This is a genomic window from Stenotrophomonas maltophilia (assembly GCF_025642255.1).
Classification (GTDB): domain Bacteria; phylum Pseudomonadota; class Gammaproteobacteria; order Xanthomonadales; family Xanthomonadaceae; genus Stenotrophomonas; species Stenotrophomonas maltophilia_P.
This window is the reverse complement of record NZ_CP106759.1, coordinates 2343612-2365081: the sequence shown is the minus strand read 5'-3', so window position 1 is coordinate 2365081 and position 21470 is coordinate 2343612. Positions and strand designations below refer to the sequence as shown.

Annotated in this window: 11 protein-coding genes; 8 read left to right on the top strand and 3 right to left on the bottom strand. The window is 67.0% G+C overall.

What is annotated here, in order from left to right; translation table 11 throughout:
• The 4 genes from N8888_RS10800 to N8888_RS10785 are packed head-to-tail and all read left to right on the top strand — an operon-like array spanning position 1 to position 3898.
• A complete protein-coding gene (locus tag N8888_RS10800) occupies positions 1-864 on the top strand; it encodes a DUF4123 domain-containing protein (RefSeq protein WP_065182771.1) in 864 nt (287 codons plus the stop codon).
• A gap of 16 nt (positions 865-880) precedes the next feature.
• Entirely contained in the window at positions 881-1381 is a 501-nt protein-coding gene (locus N8888_RS10795) for a DUF3304 domain-containing protein (RefSeq protein ID WP_065182772.1), read from the top strand.
• Positions 1368-3065, top strand: coding sequence for a T6SS phospholipase effector Tle1-like catalytic domain-containing protein (locus N8888_RS10790; RefSeq protein ID WP_263174635.1), 1698 nt, complete (start codon positions 1368-1370; stop codon positions 3063-3065). The genes N8888_RS10795 and N8888_RS10790 overlap by 14 nt, the downstream gene beginning before the upstream one ends.
• A 56-nt stretch (positions 3066-3121) precedes the next feature.
• Complete coding sequence (locus tag N8888_RS10785; protein ID WP_258391151.1) at positions 3122-3898, top strand: CDP-diacylglycerol diphosphatase; 777 nt, start codon at positions 3122-3124, stop codon at positions 3896-3898.
• Here N8888_RS10785 and N8888_RS10780 read toward each other — a convergent pair.
• Positions 3895-4446: a GNAT family N-acetyltransferase gene (locus tag N8888_RS10780; RefSeq protein ID WP_309250431.1), complete on the bottom strand. Its 552-nt coding sequence runs from the start codon at positions 4444-4446 to the stop codon at positions 3895-3897. The genes N8888_RS10785 and N8888_RS10780 overlap by 4 nt on opposite strands.
• A gap of 262 nt (positions 4447-4708) precedes the next feature.
• Here N8888_RS10780 and N8888_RS10775 point away from each other — a divergent pair, with 262 nt between their 5' ends.
• Positions 4709-7435 (top strand): TonB-dependent receptor plug domain-containing protein, encoded by a 2727-nt coding sequence (locus N8888_RS10775; protein ID WP_263174627.1) that lies wholly within the window; start codon positions 4709-4711, stop codon positions 7433-7435.
• 108 nt (positions 7436-7543) lie between these two features.
• Here the strand turns inward: N8888_RS10775 and N8888_RS10770 are convergent, their stop codons facing one another.
• Both N8888_RS10770 and N8888_RS10765 read right to left on the bottom strand, forming a co-directional pair.
• A complete protein-coding gene (locus N8888_RS10770) occupies positions 7544-8185 on the bottom strand; it encodes a hypothetical protein (protein ID WP_065175273.1) in 642 nt (213 codons plus the stop codon).
• Positions 8186-8284: 99 nt separating this feature from the next.
• The gene (locus tag N8888_RS10765; protein ID WP_164151820.1) at positions 8285-9166 is read right to left on the bottom strand and encodes a LysR substrate-binding domain-containing protein; all 882 of its coding nucleotides are present in this window, start codon (positions 9164-9166) and stop codon (positions 8285-8287) included.
• Positions 9167-9258: 92 nt separating this feature from the next.
• Between N8888_RS10765 and N8888_RS10760 the strand changes: the two genes are divergently transcribed.
• The 3 genes from N8888_RS10760 to N8888_RS10750 all read left to right on the top strand — a co-directional run bounded on the left by N8888_RS10760 (position 9259) and on the right by N8888_RS10750 (position 21452).
• Positions 9259-9963: an ankyrin repeat domain-containing protein gene (locus tag N8888_RS10760; protein WP_263174620.1), complete on the top strand. Its 705-nt coding sequence runs from the start codon at positions 9259-9261 to the stop codon at positions 9961-9963.
• A gap of 51 nt (positions 9964-10014) precedes the next feature.
• Positions 10015-11481 (top strand): amidohydrolase family protein, encoded by a 1467-nt coding sequence (locus N8888_RS10755; RefSeq protein WP_263174617.1) that lies wholly within the window; start codon positions 10015-10017, stop codon positions 11479-11481.
• Positions 11482-12071: 590 nt separating this feature from the next.
• Positions 12072-21452 (top strand): Ig-like domain-containing protein, encoded by a 9381-nt coding sequence (locus N8888_RS10750; protein ID WP_263174615.1) that lies wholly within the window; start codon positions 12072-12074, stop codon positions 21450-21452.
• Positions 21453-21470: the final 18 nt, after the last annotated feature.

Below are 21470 nucleotides of genomic sequence, written 5' to 3'. Positions count from 1 at the left end.
GTGGCCAACGACTGGCAGTTCCCACCGTTCTCGCCACCGCCGTTGGAGGAGGGCACCCAGCGTTACGTTCTGCTTGATGGCGCGCAGTGCGAGCAGCCCCTGCAACTGCTGCGCGCGCTGCCCTGGGCGCCGCTGCCCCTGTTTGACGGCCTGCTGGCCGATGGCACGGATGACGCCAGCGTGTTCCTCGCGCGCCTGCCGCGTGGCCTGGAGCTTGACGGTTTCCTGCAGCGTGCGGCGTCTTACGCGCGTTCTCCGGGCCTGCTCAGCCTGATCGACACGGCATTGCCTGCGGAAGAGCTGCAGCAGCGGCTGCAGAGACGGCTGGACGCCAGCTACCCGAACGGCAAGCTGTTCCTGGCCCGCTTCTTCGACGCGCGGGTGCTGCCATGGTGGGTGCAGGTGCTGGACGCGGCGCAGTGCCGGGCCTTCCTGGCGCTGGGAGAGCGCTGGTGGTACCTGCGCCACGATCTGAAATGGGCGCACCTGGAATTGCAGGACAGCGTGCAGGATCCGCACGATCCTCCCTGGGTGCTGGAGGCGGCGCAGCGGCGCGCCCTGATCGATGCCAGCTACCCCTACACGCTGATCGATCACTTCCAGCTCTCCGATCCGGAGCTGCTGGCGCGGCTTCCCCGTGCGCGCTGGTATACCTTCTTCCGACGGGTGGTGGCCACGGCCGCGGACGTCGGCATCGAGGACAGCCGACGGCTGGTGATGGTGTCGACCTGGGCGCTGCTGGCCGGCGTCGATCTTGGCGAGGATCCCGCATGGCGGCTTCGCCTGCAGGACTTCGCGGCGGGGCGGCGCAGCGCTGCCGATATCGGTGACGAAGTGTGGCCGCTTGAAGAAAGCTGGGACTGAACGGAGCGCGATCGGAATGATGGGCAACAAGTACCTGTGGTGGAGCGCGCTGGCGGTGATCGCACTGCTGCTGATGGGCGTCGGCTGCAGCCGGGCGATGGCACGCGGTAAGACGCCGATCATGTCGTTGTTCGCCTTCAACTACAGTCCGAACTACCTCGCTGACGTGCGTGTCGACGGGCAGTATCTCGGAGGGCTGGACGGGTACACCAACGGTGGTTCCGGCATGGGCCCCCGCGCGCCACGAGGCAAGGGGCCGCACAGCGTGCGCGTGCGCTGGATCGAGGCCAACCGATACGATCTGGCCACCAACCGCTATCTGGATGAAGGGCACCGCGTGCCGCGTGAAGCCGTGGTACCGCTGAAGACGCCCTATCCGCCCAACCCGGCCACCTTGCTGCTGCACTTCTATGCGGACGGCCATGTCGAGGCCGAGCTGCTGGACAAGGGCGTGAACAAGTGGGACGTACGGCGCATGCCAGTGCCGAAGGAGCACAAGGACCATGACCAGTATTGATCCGACCGCGATTCCCGGGCAGGTGGATCTTGAACCGGGCACCCCGGATCCGGTCGCCCAGGCTGAGGGCACGGCACGCACTGCGCGACTGGCCCGCGGCACACGTCCGCTGAGCGATGCCGAGCGCCGCCGTCGCCAGGAGGCGATGTGTGGCACCGTGCCCGACAAGGAAGCGGCCACTACGGGATGCACGCAGAGCCTGCACCTGGCCGTATTCTTCGATGGCACCGGCAACAATCGCGATGAGGAGCTGAACAAGGCCCAGAATGAGCGCGCATTGTCGAACATCGCCCGCTTGTTCATCGCGCACAGGGACGACACACGGAACATAAAACGGCAGTACCTGTCCGGCGTAGGAACACCGTGCCCGGAGGTCGGTGATAAGGGGGGGCTGCTGGGGCTGTCCATCGGCAAGGGCGGGCGCGAGCGCATCGACTTCGCGCTGCAGTCGCTGGACGAGCTGATAGACAGCCAGCCCGAGCCGATGCGCATCCTGGTGGTCAGCGTGTCGGTACTGGGCTTTTCGCGCGGAGCGGCTTCGGCACGCGCGTTCGCCCGCGATCTGGCCGCGCGCTGCCGACGCCAGGCCGATGGCACCTGGCTGTACCGCGAGCGTATTCCGCTGCGGATCGGATTCATGGGCGTGTTCGATACGGTGTGCTCGGTGTGGCCCAGCCTGACGGCGGCGGCAGTGAACTACCGCAATGGGCATACCGGATGGGCTGAAGGCATGACCATACCGGAGATCGTGGAGCAGTCGGTGCACATGACCGCCGCCCATGAGCTGCGCGGCCAGTTCCCCCTGGATTCCACCCGCGAGCATGCCCAATACCCCGCCAACACGGTGGAAATATGGTTCCCGGGTGTGCACTCGGACGTGGGCGGTGGCTACGATCCCCAGCACCAGGGGCGCCGGAACAGCATCGCGCGCTTTGCCCTGAACGAGATGTATGACATGGCGCAGGCCAGGGGGGTGCTGCTCAACCCGATCAGTCGCCTGGAAGAGCACGTCAAGGCCGAGTTCGACAAGCAGGATCCAGAACTGCAGGCGGTGTTCAACGCCTATCTGCAGGCGGTGCGGGTCAAGCGCGGGCGCATGGAGGACGTGCAGGCATCGCATATGGAGCTGCTGTATCGCTGGCTGCGCGTGCGCGTGGCACGCGGTGACCAGTTGCCGTCGATGCAGCGGCTTGCTGCACGCGAAGAGGCCCTGCGGGAACAGGTGCGCACGCTGCGCCGACGGCAGTCGCAGCTGCCATCGCCCTGGGACAACGACAACCTGCATCTGGCCGACCAGGGCAATGCGGAGAAGACCGCCGAATGGAACCGGGTCTCAGACGAGCTGAAGGCGCGCAACGATGAGCTCTCTGCGGTACGCAAGCAGCGCCGGGGGCTGGAGAAGGAGAACGACACGCTGCTGGACAAGATCGTCAGCCTGCGACGGCGCCGGGAGCGCGGCAGAACGCTGACCATGGCCGAGCGGGTCACTCTGGAATCCTGGGACAATACGACCCTGCTGCCGCCGGAGGTGGAGACCTTCTTCGACGGGTACGGTCATGACTCGGTGGCGCACTGGTTCATCGGCAACCTGAGCCAATGGCGGGTGCTGTACTTCGGCGCGACCAAGTACACGCCCGGCAAGGTCGAGGAGACGGCGGATACGCGAGAGGCCGTGCCCGGCTGAGGGGGCAGGGTACACTGGCCGGCGCAGCCCTTGCCGTGCCGTCGATTGTGAGACCCGTGACCCGCCTGATCCTGTTGTTGTCCTGTTCGCTGCTGGCGGCCTGCGCCAGCGCGCCTGCGCCTGCTCCGGTCCCGTCGGATGCGCTGTGGAGGCTGATCGAGCGCGATTGCCGCGGTGCCGATGTGCCGCGTGGCGCCTGCCTACAACGGGACGCGACCGCGGCCCGCCGCGATGTGCTCATCAAGGATGCCCATGGCGACTACCAGTTCCTGCTGATGCCACTGGACAAGGTCAGTGGCATCGAGAGCGCTGCCCTGTACCAGCGCGGTGCGCCGAACTACTTCGCGGCCGCCTGGCAGGCCCGCGGGCATACCGAACAGGCACTGGGCCGCCCCCTGCCGCGCAATGTCGCAAGCCTTGCACTGAACTCGCCGCACGGCCGTTCCCAGCATCAGCTTCACATCCACATCGACTGCCTGCGCGCCGATGTGCTGCAGGCGCTGGACACGCACGCCGCGGCGGTCGGAATGCAGTGGGCGGCGTTGCCCGTGCCGCTGCGTGGCCATCGTTACGTTGCGCGCATGCTGCCGGGAGCAGAACTGCGTGCGAATCCATTGAACCTGCTCGCCTATGACCTGAGCGGGCTGCCCGATGTCGGCCAATGGAGCCTGGTGGTGGCAGGCCGCGAGAATGTGCTGGGAGGCCCCGGCTTCATTCTGCTGGCGACCCGCCTGGATCCCGCGACCGGCAACGAGGCCAGCGGCGAGGAGCTGCAGGACCATGCGTGCTCGGTACTGACCGGGGCGGATGCGGCGCTGGAGCGGGTCCGCTAGTCCGGGCGGACCTGTTGTCGCCAGCGCGGCGCGGTCAAGGCCAGCAGTTGCCGGTCCTGCCAGCCATCGATATCCAGATGGTGATCGCGCAGCAGGCCTTCATGCTCGAACCCCACCGAGCGAAGTGCATCGACGAAAGGCGTGCTGCTGGCCACCGGAAGCAGGGTGAACACGCGATGCAGTCCGACCTGGTCGAACAGGAAGGGGCACAGCGCCTGCAACGCCTGCGCGGGATGCTCGTGGCTGTGCTGCATTGAACGCAGCTCGGCGCAACGGGCGTGGGCGGAGTGCAGCTGGATCTGCAGTTGATCATGCAGCATGCCGTGCCGGTCATCGAACACGCCCAGCAGCAGCTGGTCGTTGTCCTGCTGCAGGCGCGAACGGTGGACGCCTGCCAGGAAGCGCGCTTCCTCGTCGACGCCTGACGGGCGGAAGATGCCGCGGCTCCTTCGATCGTCGAAGGCGCGCCAGCGTGGCAGATCGGCGCGGTTGAACAGGCGCAGGGTGATCGGGGCCGCCTGCAGCTGCACGAGGTGTTGGCGCAGCACGGGGCGGAGCGGCGGAATCGGAGGGCCGAAGGAACAGGTCGTCATGGCTTGACGATGCCCGTACATGCGCCGCCACACCATCAAGAATGTTGTAAAACGCACGTTGTCAGCGCGCGGTGTCACTTATCAGGTTCCGGCATAAGCCCATCAGGCCTGGTCATTTCCGCTGAAACTGTCCGTTCGGGACACTTTCGTTACGGGATCGTTATGCGTGCACAGGCCGCCGCGTCCCGTCCAATCGTCCAACTCCCCCAGGAAGCCCATGTCCGCCTCTCCCCAGGCGCTGCGCCATCGTCCGCTGGTGCTCGCGCTGTCGTCCCTGATGCTGGCCTCGTTGCCCGCCTTCGCGCAGGAAAGCGCACCTACATCGCTGCAGGAAGTGAAGGTCACCGGTTCGCGCATTCCGCGCGCCAGCGTTGAAGGGCCGTCGCCGGTGACCGTGATCAGCCGGGAGCAGATCGACGCACAGGGCTACCGCAATGCATTCGACGCCCTGAGTGCGCTGACCGAGAACACCGGCAACGTGCAGGGCGAGGATTACGGCAATACCTTCACCCCGGCCGCCAACACCATCAATCTGCGCGGGTTGGGGCCGAACCGCACGCTGGTGCTGGTCAACGGTCGTCGCCAGTCCGACTATCCGCTGGCCTACGAAGGCTCGGTCAACGTGGTGAACCTGGCCAACATTCCCAGCGCCCTCATCGAGCGTATCGAAGTGCTCGCCGGCGGCGCTTCGGCCGTGTACGGTTCCGACGCCATCGCCGGCGTGGTCAACATCATTCTCAAGGAGCGCTACGACGGCGTGGACATCAACGTACGTGCCGGCGGTACCCAGCAGGGCGGGGGAGACAACCAGCGCGTGCAGGTGGTGGGAGGTGGTGCCGGTGAGCGATGGGAAGGCGTGTTCGGCTTCGAGCTGGGAATCCGCAAGGCCATCCACGCACGCCAGCGCGATTTCATGGACTCGCTGGACGATGATCCGCGTGGCACGGTCCCGCAGGCCACGGCCATCGCCTATCGGCGCAATGCAGCCACCGGCAGGAACATCGACCCGGGCAGTGACGGCTGCGATGCCGCTTCCGGGATCTACGGCGGGAGCGTGTTCCGCGCCACCAATCCGCGCCTGGGCAGTTACTGCGGCAGCAACGAGGCCGCCGCCAGCTACTGGACCGTGCAGACTGAAAAGCGCAACCTCGATGGCTATGGCCTGCTGACCTTCCACCTGGACGAACGGACCGATCTGTTCGCCGACCTGGCCGTGGGCAGCGCCACCATCTACAACAACACCCGTGCCCCGACGTGGACGTCCGCACGCAATTACTTCTACAACCAGAACAGTGGTGAACTGGAGAGCTGGTATCGCCGGTTCGCACCGGAAGAAGTGGGCGGCCTGCCGCGCAACGCCAATCGCTTCCTGGAAAAATCGTGGTCGTTTAACGTCGGTGTACGCGGCCAGCTGGGTGACAGTGACTGGGACTACGAGGCCGTCTACAGCCGCTCGCGCTACGAGAACCGGACGCGGCGGCCGGTGCTGCTGGCGGGAATCAACGAATACCTGCTCGGCCCCACGCTGGGCGTGCGCGACGGGGTGGAAGTCTACGCGCCGGATCCGGCACGGCTTTACCAGCCGCTGACGCCGGACGAGTACGGGCAGTTGTCCGGTTACCAGGAGAGCCGCAATGCGGCGTGGCTGCAGACCTTCAGCGCCAGCGTCAACGGCCGCCTCTTCGAACTGCCCGGGGGAGACGCGGCGCTGGCGGCCGTGGTCGAGGCCGGCAGCCAGGGGTATCGCAACCGACCGGACCCGCGGCTGGGAACCGGAGAGTTCTGGAACACCAGTGCCGGCGTTGGCGCAGGAGGAGAGCGTGATCGCTATGCGGTGGGCGCCGAACTGCAGCTGCCGTTGCTGCCGCGCCTGACCGCCACGCTGGCGGGCCGCTACGATCAGTACCGGGCCGCAGGCGAACACATCGGCAAGGCGACGTGGAGCTTCGGCGTGGAGTTCCGCCCGCTGGACAGCCTGTTGATCCGTGGCACGGCCGCCACCAGTTTCCGTGCGCCGGACATGAACTACGTGTTCGCCACTGAAACCCGCGGCTACAACCCGGGCATGACCGATTACTGGCGGTGCCGTACCGCCGGTCAGCCGTATGACGACTGCGACTTCAACGGCCTGTCCATCGACTTCAGCAACCGCGCCAATCCGCAGCTGCAACCGGAAACCGCCAAGTCGTACGGCTTCGGTGTGGTCTGGTCGCCGCTGGCAAGCCTGGATTTCAGTGCGGACTACTACGACATCCGCATCGACAACGAGGTGACCAATCTCGACAGCAGCCGCATCCTGCGCGACGAAGCCGATTGCCGCCTCGGCCGTACCCTGGGCGGCGAAGTGCGCGATATCGGTTCGCCGCTGTGCCAGGACGCGCTGGCCCGCGTGATCCGTAATCCTTCCACGGCGGCGGTGCAGCCGGACCAGGTCACCCGGGTGCTGATCAATCCGATCAACGCGGCATCCGAATCCGTGCGCGGCATCGATCTGAAGGGCAACTGGCGTTTCGATGCCGGGCGGGCGGGGCGCTTCACCACGCGTCTGGCCTACACCGTCGTGCTTGAGCATGAGTACCGGCAGTTCGCCGATGACGAGGTGCGTGACATCCGCAATTCCCTCGACGACTGGCAGTGGCGCAGCAAGGTCAATGGCAGCGTGACCTGGAACCGCGGTGACTGGACCGCGACGGTGTACGGCAACCGCTATGGCTCGCTGCCGAAGAGCGATGGCAGCGGCCGCATCGGACCGTACATGACGTACAACGCGAGCGTGTTCCGCAGCTTCGGCGACAACCTGTCGCTGGGTGTCATCGTCAACAACCTGCGCAACAGCCGGCCGCCGGCGGACCGCAACGGGGGGGGCTGGCCGTTCTATCCGGTCGGCAACTACGACCCCTATGGCCGCCAGTTCTGGGTGGAGATGGATTACCGCTTCAACTGAGCAGCGCAGGTGGGGCGCCTCTTCGACTCGCGTCTGCGGCGAGCGGAGAGGCGTCGCTTGATGCCTTCACGACGCACGGACAGTCGTCACCCCCGCTCGCAATCACGCTTACGGCAACGCCTGCACCAGATAGGATTCGATGACGTAGCTGAAAGGTTGCTGCTGCCGGTCGCGCAGCAAGGCGCGTACTTCCAGGATGATGCCGTGGTCGCCCTCGCCACGGGGGGGCCAGAAGGTCTGGTCGGCTTCGGTCTCGCGCTGGAAGCCCAGCGGGCCGACCACGCGGCCGAAAGGCTCGTCGGTGCTGTCCAGCACCTGGTTCATCGCCGTACTGAGATGGCCGGGCAGGTACCAGTTGTCGGCCTCGGACAGCACGCGGTTCCCGCACACCAGCTGCACGCGGCGGTAGCGCAGCGCGGCGCTGGAGTCGGCGCCCAGTGCCTGCAGCACCTCGGCCGGGGCCTGCTTGTCATCGCCATGGATGCGCACCGCGCGGACGCGGGCCTGCTGGGCCAGGCCGTGTTCGGCACACCAGCTTTCCAGCGTGGCTGTGGCGCTCTGCCCGGACAGCACCCGCTGATGCAGCCGTTCGACCAGCGCCGCCGGGGCGATCCGCTGCTGGCCAGGCGGTGCCTGCGGCGGCGGAGCGCCGACGGCATCGCTGGCGGACAGGCTGGCGATCGGCGCGGCGGCAAGCAGTGAAGCGGCCTGCCAGCGGCGGATACGATCGTGGCGGTCGGACGGGCCCATGCGGCATCACAGCGGAAACAGGTGTCTATGGTACCCGTTCAGCGCTGTGTACGGCGCACCCGCCGCGCCCCTGCACCCGGCGATATTCATCGAACGGGCTCATACCGGCTCGCGCTGCACCTGCTGCCACAGCTCGCTGGCCAGCGCACGCACGGCATCATCGGCGTCGCCACGGTGCAGCAGCCCGATCTCGTAGTTGTCGATCACCGGCAGGTTCCGTTCGCCGTCGATGATGCGGTGTCCGCGGCCCACTGCCCGGCGCGGCAGCAGGCTGATGCCGATGCCATCGGCAACCGCGCCCTGGATGCCGCTGAGCGATGAACTGGTGAAGGCGATGCGCCAGCGCAGGCCGAGTGCTTCGACCGCCTGGATCATTTCGTCGCGGTACAGTCCGCGCGGCGGGAAGGTCACCAGCGGCAGGGGCTCCTGCAGCAGGCAGCCACTGCGCAGGCTGTCGATCCAGTGCATGGGTTCACGCCGGCAATGCACGGCCTGGCGGCTGTTGCGGCGCTGCTTGACCAGGACCAGATCCAGTTCGCCATGATCGAAGCCATGGGCCAGATCGCGGCTGAGGCCACTGCTGATCTCCAGCTTCACCTGCGGATGGCGGCGGCTGAAAGCGGCCAGCATGCGCGTGGTCTGCGCGTTGACGAAGTCCTCGGGCACACCGATGCGGACCGCTGTTTCGACCGTGGCGCCCGCCAACGCCTGTGCCATTTCCTCGTTCAGGTCGAGCATGCGCCGGGCATAGCCCAGCAGCGTGTGGCCGGCGTCGGTGGGCTGCACATCGCGATGGCCACGCTCGAGCAGGCGATGACCGGCCAGGTCTTCCAGACGACGCACCTTCTGGCTGACCGTGGACTGGGTCGAGTGCAGGCGGGTCGCCGCAGTGGTGAAGCTGCCGCAGTCGGCCACCATCACCAGGGCCCGCAGCAGGTCCAGTTCGAACAGTGACCTATTCGATTTTGAACTTTCTTGCATTTGAACATTTCATTTCTGGATACCCGTGGCGACTTCTACCATGCGGCCAAGGCACCGGCAACGTCCGGCCGACTGACTCCGGAGGGTTCATCATGTACCTGCAACACCGCTGCCTGCGCTGGGCTGCGCCCTCACGGCGCGCGCTTCTGCTGTGCCTGCTGGCCGTGGCATTTCCGGCCTGTGCCGCAGACCCGTCCGGCCAGGCCGACGTGCGGTTGCGGGAGGCCGCCAGCCGCGGCGATGCCGGAGCGGTGCGCCAGGCACTGGCCGATGGCGCGGCCTTGGAAGCGCGCGACGCACAGGGCCGCACCGCGCTGCTGCTGGCGACCCATGGCAACCGCGTGGACGCGGCGCGCGTGCTGATCGAGGCGGGGGCCGATGTCAACGCCAAGGACAGGCTGCAGGACAGTGCTTATCTGTACGCCGGTGCGCGCGGACTGGACGGGATCCTGGCCTTGACCCTGAGCCATGGTGCCGACTTGCGCAGCACCAACCGTTATGGCGGCACCGCCCTGATTCCTGCCGCCGAGCGTGGCCACGTCACCACGGTGCGCATGCTGCTGCGTGCGGGCGTGGCAGTGGACCACGTCAATCGACTGCAGTGGACGGCGCTGCTGGAGGCGATCCTGCTCGGCGACGGAGGGCCGCGCCACACGCAGATCGTGCAGCTGCTGCTCGAAGCGGGCGCCGATCCTGAGCTGGCCGACGGCGAGGGCGTGACGCCGCTGGCTCACGCGCGCCAGCGCGGATTCGCCGCGATCGAAACCCTGCTGCGCCAGCATGGCGCGACACGCTGATATCTGCTCCTTCCATTCCGCACGCTGGCCGTGCCTACCAGGATGTTGTCCATGTTCTGTTTCCGCCCGTTGTCCCTTGCTGTGCTGTTCGCCTGCGCACCGCTGTCCGCTGCTGCAGCCGAACGTGCCGATCTGCTGATCCGCAATGCCACCGTGGTCGATGTGGAGCACGCCCGCACCCTGCCGGGGCAGAGCGTGGTGATCCGCGGCGAGACGATTGTTGCGGTCGGCCCTGACGCAGGGCTGGAGGGCCAGTGGCGCGCGGACCGGCAGCTGGATGCGCAGGGGAAGTACCTGATTCCGGGACTGTGGGACATGCATGTGCACTTCGGTGGAGGCCCTGCGCTGATCGAAGAGAACAAGGCACTGCTGCCGCTGTACGTCGCCCATGGCATCACCACCGTGCGCGACTGTTCGGGTGATCTGCCGCAGCAGGTGCTGCAGTGGCGTGGCGAGATCTCCGCCGGCACACTGTTCGGTCCACGCCTGCTCAGCTCCGGCGCCAAGATCGAAGGCATCAAGCCGGTCTGGAAGGGGACGATCGAAGTCGGCAGCCGCGCCGATGCCGATCAGGCGATCACGCGCCTGCAGCGCGACAAGGTCGACTTCGTCAAGATCACGGACAGTACGCTGACGCCGGAACTGTTCCTGTACTCGGCTGCCGCCGCGCGCAAGGCAGGATTCAGGGCATCGGGCCATATCCCAATGGCGCTGACCGTGGAGCAGGCGGTCGATGCTGGCCTGGCGTCGATCGAACACCTGGACTATGCGTTCAAGGCGGGCAGCAGGGATGAGGCGCGGATTGCAGCCGATTTCGGCGCCGGACGTATCGATCGTACGGAAGCGAATCGGCAGCTGGATGCCAGTTTCGACCGTGACACCGCGATGCGCGCGTATCGTGATTTCGCCCGTCGAGGCGTGTTCGTGACGCCCACACTCAACGGCGGACGCATTCTCGACTTCCTCGACCAGGACGATCATGCCCACGATCCCTATCTGGCCTACATCGGCCCAGGCCTGCGTGCCACTTACCAGTGGCGCGTGGAACGCGCGGCCAAGGCCACGCCGGCACAGATCCAGGCGCGGCACGCGCAGTACCGGCAGGTGGCCGCGGTGCTGCCGATGCTTCAGGAAGCGGGTGTGACGATCATTGCCGGCACCGACGCCGGCTTCCTCAATTCGTTCAACTATCCCGGGATCGGACTGCACCAGGAACTGCAGCTGTTCGTGCAGGAAGGGCTGACACCGCCCCAGGCCCTGTCAGCGGCCACGCGGTCTGGCCCGGCCTGGTTCGGGCAGATGGACCGCTACGGCAGCGTGACCACGGGCAAGGCCGCGGACCTGGTACTGCTCACCGCCAATCCGCTGCAGGACATCGCCGGGACCCGGAAGATCGACAGCGTGATCCTGCGCGGCCACGTGCATGATCGTGCAGCGCTGGACAAGATGCTGGCCGACACCCGCGCGCGCGTGGCCGCGTGGAACGATGAAGCAGACAAGGCCCGATCAGCGGACTGAACGCAGTCATCGTTGTAGTGATGAGGGGAACGGGGGAGTCGCCACACGTTGCTGCGGGCACTCCCGACCGTTCCTTCGTTCGTTTTGCGCTGCGCAAAACGAGCCTGAAGCGTCAATTTGGATCGCATTTTTTTCCCGTGAAAACGGGTGTTCCAGCGTAATGACGTGCCAACTGCGTCACAGAGCTTTCAATGGCCCACGCAATGAAGGCCGCATGCACGCAATCTGCATGGAACGTTCACTTCGACGCGGTGTATACCCTCCCGCAGCGGACGGGGAGCAATGGCCGACGTCCGACGGCCCTGACCGCGTCGCTGAACGCGCGTCGGCGATTCCAGACAAGAGGATTGTCGTCATGCATCTGCATCTCGCGCCCACGCTGTAGCGCTGCATCGCACCACGACCGGGCGCGTCGCATCGCTGCATCCGGTCGCCTGAAGATTCCGAAGCACGTATCCGGCAGCAGGCGTTTTGCCCGTTGGCGGTGGCTTCGCGCGAAAACATATCCATTCCGTGCCGCCGTGCCAGCGTGATCGCTGTGCGTGACGTCGTTGTGCGCATGGCGGTGCGCCTGTAGAGAGGAATGTCCCATGGCCATCCGCGTCAAGGTTGTCCCGGCAAGCGAATCGATCAGCTCCGATACCGCCGCCACCACCGTCCGCAATGATGTCGTGACGCTGCAGCAGAGCAGCAACGTCGCACTGGACATCGATCCAGACCAGGTCGCCGGCTACGTGAAGGACGGCCAGGATCTCGTGGTGCAGCTGAAGACCGGCGAGAACGTCCGCATCGTCAACTTCTATGCTGAAGGACAATCGCCCAGCCATCTGTTCCTGGTGGATGACAAGAAGCTCGTGGCCGTCGATCTGCCGGTGGTGGCCAGCGATGGGCCGTTGGCGGCGAGCTATCTGCCGCAGGAGACGCTGGCTGGATTCGACTCGCTGACGGCAGCGGGCGCGGGCGCGGGCAGTGGCATCAGCGGCGCGATGGTGCTGGGCGGGCTGGCCGCGGTCGGCGCAGCGGTGGCGTTGGCCGACAGCGGCGGCGGTGGTGGTGGCGGATCGGCGAATCCACCGCAGAATCCCCCGGTACCCGATACCACGCCGCCGGCCGCACCCACCGGGCTGGCATTCAGTGCAGACGGCCGGACGCTTACCGGCAGCGGTGAAGTCGGTGCCACGGTGCGCGTCGATACCAATGGTGACGGGCAGCCTGATGCGACCGGAACGGTGGGTGCCGATGGGCGATTCAGTGTCACCCTGTCGCCGCCGTTGACCAACGGCGAGAGCGTCAGCGTGACGCTGGTCGATGCCGCCGGCAACGTGAGCGGACCGGGGCAGGCGACGGCCCCCGATACGACACCGCCTGCAGCGGCCAGCAACGTGGTGGTGGCTGACGACGGCAGCAGCATCAGCGGCAGCGGTGAGCCGGGAGCAACGGTGGGCGTGGATACCGATGGCGATGGCCAGCCCGATGCCACCGTGGTGATCGGCGGCGACGGCCAGTTCACGGTGCCACTGGATCCACCGCTGACCCAAGGCGAGACGATCAGCGTGGTAGTGACCGATCCGGCCGGCAACAGCAGTCCGCCGGTCACGGTGCAGGCGCCCGACTATCCCGACGCGCCGCTGGTGAATGCCAGCAATGGCAGTGTGATTTCCGGAACGGCGGGCGCGGGCCTGACCATCCTGCTTACGGATGGCGATGGCAATCCGATCGGCCAGACGGTAGCGGATGCGAGCGGCAACTGGAGCTTCACGCCGCCTGCGGCGCTTGCTGATGGAACCGTGGTCACTGCCGTGGCCCAGAATGCGGCCGGCAATACCAGCCCCGCCACGTCGATCACCATTGATGGCGTTGCGCCTGCCGCACCGGTCATCGATCCAAGCAACGGCACGACGATCAGCGGTACCGCCGAGGCCGGCAGCACGGTGACCCTCATCGACGGCAATGGCAACCCGATCGGCCAGGTCACCGCCGATGGCGATGGCCACTGGAGTTTCACCCCGGGCACGCCGTTGCCGGACGGCACGGTGGTGAATGCCACCGCAACCGATCCGGCCGGCAACACCAGCGGCCAGGGAAGCATCACGGTCGATGCGGTCGCGCCGTCCACGCCTACCGTGGAGCCCAGCAATGGCGGCACGCTCACGGGCACCGCCGAGCCCGGAAGCACGGTGGTGCTGACCGACGGCAACGGCAATCCGATTGCGGAAGTCGCCGTCGATGGCAGCGGCAACTGGAGCTATACCCCCGGCACGCCGCTGCCCGATGGCACGGTGGTCACGGTGGTTGCCCAGGATGCCTCAGGCAACAGCAGCCCGCCGGCAACGGTCACCGTGGATTCGCAGCCGCCTGCCGCGCCCATACTCGAGGCCAGCAACGGCACCACGCTTAGCGGAACCGCCGAGCCCGGCAGCACGGTCACCTTGACCGATGGCAACGGTAATCCGATCGGGCAGGTCACCGCCGACGGCAACGGTGACTGGAGCTTCACCCCGGCCACACCGCTTCCGAACGGCACCGTGGTCAACGCCAGTGCCACGGACGCCACCGGCAACACCGGCCCCGGCGCCAGCATCATCGTTGATGCGGTCGCACCCGCCGCCCCGGTCGTGCTCCCCAGCAACGGCACGAGCATCAGCGGTACCGCCGAGCCCGGCAGTACCGTGACGCTGACTGACGGCAGCGGCACTCCGATAGGCCAGACCACCACTGACGGCAACGGCAACTGGAGCTTCACCCCGGCCACGCCACTGCCGGACGGTACCGTGATCAATGCCACCGCCACCGACGCAGCAGGCAACACCGGCGGGCAGGGCGGCACCACGGTGGATGCGGTGCCACCGGCCGCGCCTGTGCTGAACCTGAGCAACGGCAGCGCAGTCACTGGCACCGCCGAGCCTGGCAGCAGGGTGATCCTCACCGATGGCAATGGTGATCCGATTGCCAGCGTAACGGTGGATGGAAGCGGCAACTGGAGCTACACGCCCGCCACGCCGCTGCCCAACGGGACGGTGGTCAACGCCGTGTCAGTGGATGGCTCCGGCAACGCCAGCGTCGGCAGCAGCGTCACCATCGACTCGCAGGCGCCGTCGGCGCCCGTGCTCGACGTCAGCAATGGCACCCTGATCGTAGGCACCGCCGAGCCGGGAAGCACGGTGACGCTCACCGACGGCAATGGCAATCTCATTGCGCAGGTCACCGCCGATGGCTTTGGCGACTGGACCTTCACTCCGGCGACGCCGCTTCCTGATGGCACCGTGATCAACGCCACGGCCACCGATGCCACCGGCAACACCAGTGCGCCTTCGTCGATCACGGTCGATGCCGTCGCACCTGCCGCACCCGTGGTCAACCCGAGCAATGGCATCACGCTCACTGGCACGGCCGAGCCGGGCAGTGTCGTCACGTTGATCGATGGCAGCGGTAATCCCTTCGGTCAGGCCCCGGTCGACAGCAACGGCAACTGGTCGTTCCCGCTCGCTACGCCGCTGCCCGATGGCAGCGTCGTCAGCGCGACCGCCACCGATGCCTCTGGCAATACCAGCGGCGCGACCAGCATCACCGTGGACGCGCTGCCACCGGCGACGCCGGTGCTGAATCCCAGCAACGGCAACACGGTCAGCGGTACCGCCGAGCCCAACAGCACGATCATCCTCACTGATGGCAACGGTGGCCTGATCGCGGAGGTCACCGTCGATGGCAGCGGCAACTGGAGCTACACGCCGGCCACCCCGCTGCCGGATGGCACCGTCGTCACGGCCGTGGCGGTGGACGCGGCAGGCAATACCAGTCCGCCGGCCACCGTCTCTGTCGATGCCAGTGCGCCGCCGGCGCCGGTCATCGATCCCAGCAACGGCACCACCGTCAGTGGTACTGCCGAAGCTGGCAGCACGGTCATCCTGACCGATGGCAGCGGCAATCCGATTGGCCAGGTCACCGCCGACGGCAGTGGCAACTGGAGCTTCACTCCCGGCACGCCGCTGCCGGACGGGACGGTGATCGTGGCGACCGCCACCGATGCCACCGGCAATACCGGTCCCCAGGCGGCCATCACCGTCGATGCGCTGCCGCCGCCGGCCCCCGTGCTCGAACCGAGCAATGGCACGACGATCACCGGCACCGCCGAGGCCGGCGCCACGGTGATCCTCACCGATGGCAATGGCAACCCGATCGGACAGACCACTGCCGATGGCAGCGGCAACTGGAGCTTCACCCCGGCCACGGCACTGCCTGACGGGACGGTGGTCAACGCGGTCGCGCAGGATGCGGCCGGCAACACCGGCCCGCAAGGCAGCACCACGGTCGACGCAGTGGCGCCGCCAACCCCGGTCGTCAATGCCAGCAATGGCAGCGTCCTTACCGGCACTGCCGAACCGAACAGCACCGTGACGCTGACCGACGGCGACGGCAATCCGATCGGGCAGGCCACTGTCGACGGCAGCGGCAACTGGAGCTTCAGCCCCGCCACGCCGCTGCCCGATGGCACGGTGGTCAACGTCACCGCGACCGATGCCGCAGGCAACACCAGCGCACCGGCAAGCACCACCGTCGACAGCTCGTTGCCCTCGATTCCGCTGATCGATCCCAGCAACGGCTCGGTGATCAGCGGTACTGCAGATCCGGGCAATACGGTCATCATCACCGATGGCAGCGGCAACCCGATCGGCCAGGTCACGGCTGATGGCAGTGGCAACTGGTCGTTCACCCCGGGCGTACCGCTGCCCGATGGGACCGTGGTCAACGTGATCGCGCGCAGTCCTTCGGGTGTCGACAGTGCGCCGGCGGCCATCACCATCGATGGCGTTGCGCCGCCGGCGCCCGTGATCGATCCCAGCAATGGGGTCGAGATCAGTGGCACTGCAGAAGCCAATGCAGTCATCGTGCTGACCGACGGCAGCGGCACTCCGATCGGGCAGACCACGGCCGATGGCAGCGGCAACTGGAGCTTCACCCCGGCCACGCCATTGCCCGACGGCACGGTGGTCAACGCCATCGCGACGGACCCGGCCGGCAACAGCAGTGGCCCGGCCAGCATCACCGTGGATGCGCTGGCACCGCCGGCACCGATCATCAACGCCAGCAACGGCGTGGTGATCAGCGGCACCGCCGAAGCCGGTGCGATAGTGATTCTCACCGATGGCAACGGCAACCCGATCGGGCAGACCACGGCCGATGGCAGCGGCAACTGGAGCTTCACCCCCGCCACAGCGCTGCCGGACGGAACGGTGATCACTGCGGTCGCCCAGGATGCGGCGGGCAACACCAGTGGCCCGGCAAGCACCACGGTGGACGCGGTCGCACCGCCGGCACCGGTGATCGACCCGAGCAACGGCAGTGTGGTAAGCGGTACGGCAGAAGCGGGTGCCACGGTGATCCTCACCGATGGCAGCGGCAACCCGATCGGGCAGACCACGGCCGATGGCAGTGGCAACTGGAGCTTCACTCCGGCCACGCCATTGCCCGATGGCACGGTGGTCAACGCCATCGCGACGGACCCGGCCGGCAACAGCAGCGGCCCCGCCAGTACCACCGTCGATGCGGTGGCGCCGCCGGCGCCGGTGATCAACGCCAGCAACGGTGCGGTGATCAGCGGTACCGCCGAAGCCGGCGCGACGGTGGTCCTGACCGATGGCAATGGCGATCCGATCGGGCAGACCACCGCCGATGGCAGTGGCAACTGGTCGTTCACGCCCGGCACGCCGCTGCCCGATGGCACCGTGATCACGGCGGTGGCCCAGGATGCGGCAGGCAACGCGAGTGGCCCGGCCACGACCACCGTGGATACGGTGGCGCCGCCGGCGCCGGTGCTCGACCCGAGCAACGGCAGTGTGGTGAGCGGTACAGCCGAAGCCGGTGCCACAGTGATCCTGACCGATGGCAGCGGCAACCCGATCGGCCAGACCACCGCCGATGGCGCCGGCAACTGGAGCTACACGCCGGCTACACCGTTGCCGAATGGCACGGTGATCACTGCGGTGGCACAGGATGCGGCGGGCAACGGCAGCGGCCCGGCCAGTACCACGGTTGATTCGGTCGCGCCGCCGGCACCGACGATCGACGCGAGCAACGGCAGCGTCATCAGCGGCACCGCCGAAGCCGGTGCGACAGTGATCCTCACTGACGGCAACGGTATTCCGATTGGGCAGACCATCGCCGATGGCAGTGGCAACTGGTCGTTCACGCCCGGCACGCCTCTGCCCGATGGCACCGTCATCAATGCACTGGCGCGCGACGCGGCCGGCAACAACAGCAGCCCGGTCAGCACGACCGTCGATGCGGTCGCGCCCTCGGCGCCGACGCTCGATGCCAGCAACGGCACGGTGATCACCGGCACCGTCGAGCCCGGCGTGAAGGTGATCCTGATCGACGGCAACGGTGATCCCATCGGCGAAGCCATCGCCGATGGCAGCGGCAACTGGAGCTTCACCCCGGCTACGCCGCTGCCCGACGGCACCGTGATCAACGCGGTGGCGCAGGATGCGGCGGGCAATAGCAGCGGCCCGGTCAGCACCACCGTCGATGCGGTGGCGCCGCCGGCACCGGTGATCGACCCGAGCAACGGCAGCGTCATCACTGGCACCGCTGAAGCCGGTGCAACAGTGATCCTGACCGATGGCAACGGCGATCCCATCGGCCAAACCACCGCCGATGGCAGCGGCAACTGGAGCTTCACTCCCGGTGCGCCGCTGCCCGAGGGCACCGTGATCAACGCGGTGGCGCAGGATCCCGCAGGCAATAGCAGCGGCCCGGCCACCACCACGGTGGACGCTGTGCCGCCGCCGGCCCCGGTGATCGACCCGAGCAACGGCAGCGTCATCAGCGGCACGGCTGAAGCCGGCGCCACGGTGATCCTCACCGATGGCAGTGGCAACCCGATCGGGCAGGCTATCGCCGATGGCAGCGGCAACTGGAGCTTCACTCCTGGTGCGCCGCTGCCCGACGGCACCGTCATCAACGCGGTGGCACAGGATCCCGCAGGCAATACCAGCGGCCCGGCCACCACCACGGTGGATGCGGTGGCGCCGCCGGCCCCGGTGATCGATCCGAGCAACGGCAGCGTCATCAGCGGTACGGCTGAAGCCGGCGCCACGGTGATCCTCACCGATGGCAATGGCGATGCGATCGGGCAAGCTATCGCCGATGGCAGTGGCAACTGGAGCTTCACTCCTGGTGCGCCGCTGCCCGACGGCACCGTGATCAACGCGGTGGCACAGGATCCCGCAGGCAATAGCAGTGGCCCTACCACCACCACGGTGGATGCGGTGGCGCCGCCGGCACCGGTGATCGACCCGAGCAACGGCAGCGTCATCAGCGGTACGGCTGAAGCCGGCGCCACGGTGATCCTCACCGATGGCAACGGCGATCCCATCGGCGAAACCACCGCCGATGGCAGCGGCAACTGGAGCTTCACCCCTGGAGCGCCGCTGCCCGATGGCACCGTGATCAACGCGGTGGCACAGGATCCCGCAGGCAATACCAGCGGCCCGGCCACCACCACGGTGGATGCGGTGGCGCCGCCGGCCCCGGTGATCGATCCGAGCAACGGCAGTGTCATCACTGGCACGGCCGAAGCGGGTGCCACGGTGATCCTCACCGATGGCAACGGCGATCCGATCGGGCAGGCTATCGCCGATGGCAGCGGCAACTGGAGCTTCACTCCTGGAGCGCCGCTGCCCGACGGCACCGTGATCAACGCGGTGGCACAGGATCCCGCAGGCAATACCAGCGGCCCGGCCACCACCACGGTGGATGCGGTGGCGCCGCCGGCCCCGGTGATCGATCCGAGCAATGGCAGCGTCATCAGCGGTACGGCTGAAGCCGGCGCCACGGTGATCCTCACCGATGGCAATGGCGATCCGATCGGGCAAGTTATCGCCGATGGCAGTGGCAACTGGAGCTTCACCCCTGGAGCGCCGCTGCCCGACGGCACCGTGATCAACGCGGTGGCACAGGATCCCGCAGGCAATAGCAGCGGCCCGGCCACCACCACGGTGGATGCGGTGGCGCCGCCGGCCCCGGTGATCGATCCGAGCAACGGCAGCGTCATCACTGGCACCGCTGAAGCCGGTGCAACAGTGATCCTGACCGATGGCAACGGCGATCCCATCGGCGAAACCACCGCCGATGGCAGCGGCAACTGGGGCTTCACTCCTGGAGCGCCGCTGCCCGATGGCACCGTGATCAACGCGGTGGCCCAGGATGCGGCGGGCAACAACAGCGGCCCGGCCACCACCACGGTGGACGCCGTGGCGCCGCCGGCGCCGCTGCTCAGCGTGAGTGCTGACGGTACGCTGCTGAGCGGCACGGCCGAGCCCAACAGCCAGGTCCGGATTGTGGTCAATGGAGACACCGCGAATCCGATCACCGTCAATGTGGATGGCAGCGGCAACTTCAGCCTGCCGTTCGCACCACCGTTGATTGCCGGCGAGCTGATCTCTGCGGTGGCGATCGATCTGGCGGGCAATACCAGCGGTCCGGCGACGATCAATGCCCCCGATCTTGCGCCACCGGACATCAGCGTGCCGGAGGCCGCCGACACGTGGATCAATGCTGCGGAAATCGGCGACGGCATCCAGGTCGACGTGACCGTTCGCCCGACGATGCAGGTCGGGCAGGTCATCACCGTCAGGTTCGCGGGCCAGAACGGCTACGAGGCCGATGTCAGCCACACCCTGACCGCTGCGGACATCGCGGCCGGTTCGGTGACCGTGACCTTGACGCCGCCCGCTGGCATGGGGCCGTTCCCGGAAGGCGCATCGACCATCACCGCCGAAGTCGCCGGTGGCACCGCATCGGCGCCGGAAGCCTTCACCATCGATACGGTTCCACCCGCAACCCCGGTGCTGTCGCTGGTCGGCAATCTGCTGACCATTTCCGCCGAACCCGGCACCGAGTTGACGGTCACACTGACGGTAGGAGGTGTGACGGCCACGGCGACGGTCACCGCCGACAACAGTGGCCTGGCGTCGCTGAACCTGCTCACCGATCTGGATATCGACTTCACCTGGGACCAGCTGCTCAACGCACAGGTGTCGGTCGTGGGCAGTGATCCGGCTGGCAATCCGAGCAACGTGGCCAGCATCGGCATCGGCACCAGCATCGAACAGCCGGTCACCATCGGCAACTTCGGGGTGGACGTCAGCCTCAATCCTCTCAGTCCGCGCTTTGGCTTCAGTGGCACCACCGAGCCGGATTCGAGCGTTGTGATCCGGGTGATCACGCCCGCGCTGAACGTCGAGCTGCTGCCGATCCAGGCCGATTCCTCCGGCAACTTCTCGCTGAACCTGCTCAGTCCGACCATCCTCAGCCAGCTCGGGTTGAACATCACCGATATCCTCAACCTTGGGTCGCAGATATCCTTCAATCTGGTATCTACCGATTCCAACGGCAACGACAGCGCTGCCTACGGCGTCACGCTGAGTCCGAACGGCCTGTCGTTGAACATCGGTCAGATCGATGTCAACGGTACATCCGGAAATGACGTACTGTCCGGCGCCAACGGCAGTTCCGAGCACATCAACGGCGGCGATGGCAGCGATCTGATCTTCAACGTCGGCAGCGGCGATCACGTGGTCGCCGGCAACGGCGACGACGCGATCCAGATCACCGCCACCAACTTCGTCAGCATCGATGGAGGGGCTGGATTCGACACCCTGATCCTGGCCAATGGCATCGACCTGGACTACAACTCGGCTGGTGTGGGCACGCTCAGCAACATCGAGCGCATCGATCTGGGCACGGGAGATTCGGGCAGCGTGCTCACCCTCACTGCGGCGGAGGTGGCGGCGATCACCGATGGCAACGACACGCTGCAGATCACCGGCGAGAGCAACGATGTGCTGAACGTCATCGGTGCGGTCAACACCGGAACCACCCAGTTGATCAATGGTGTGACCTACGACGTGTACACCTTTGGCAGCACCACGCTGCTGGTGGAGGACAACTCGGTGCAGGTGGTGGCCTGATGCCGCAACGGCGGAGCC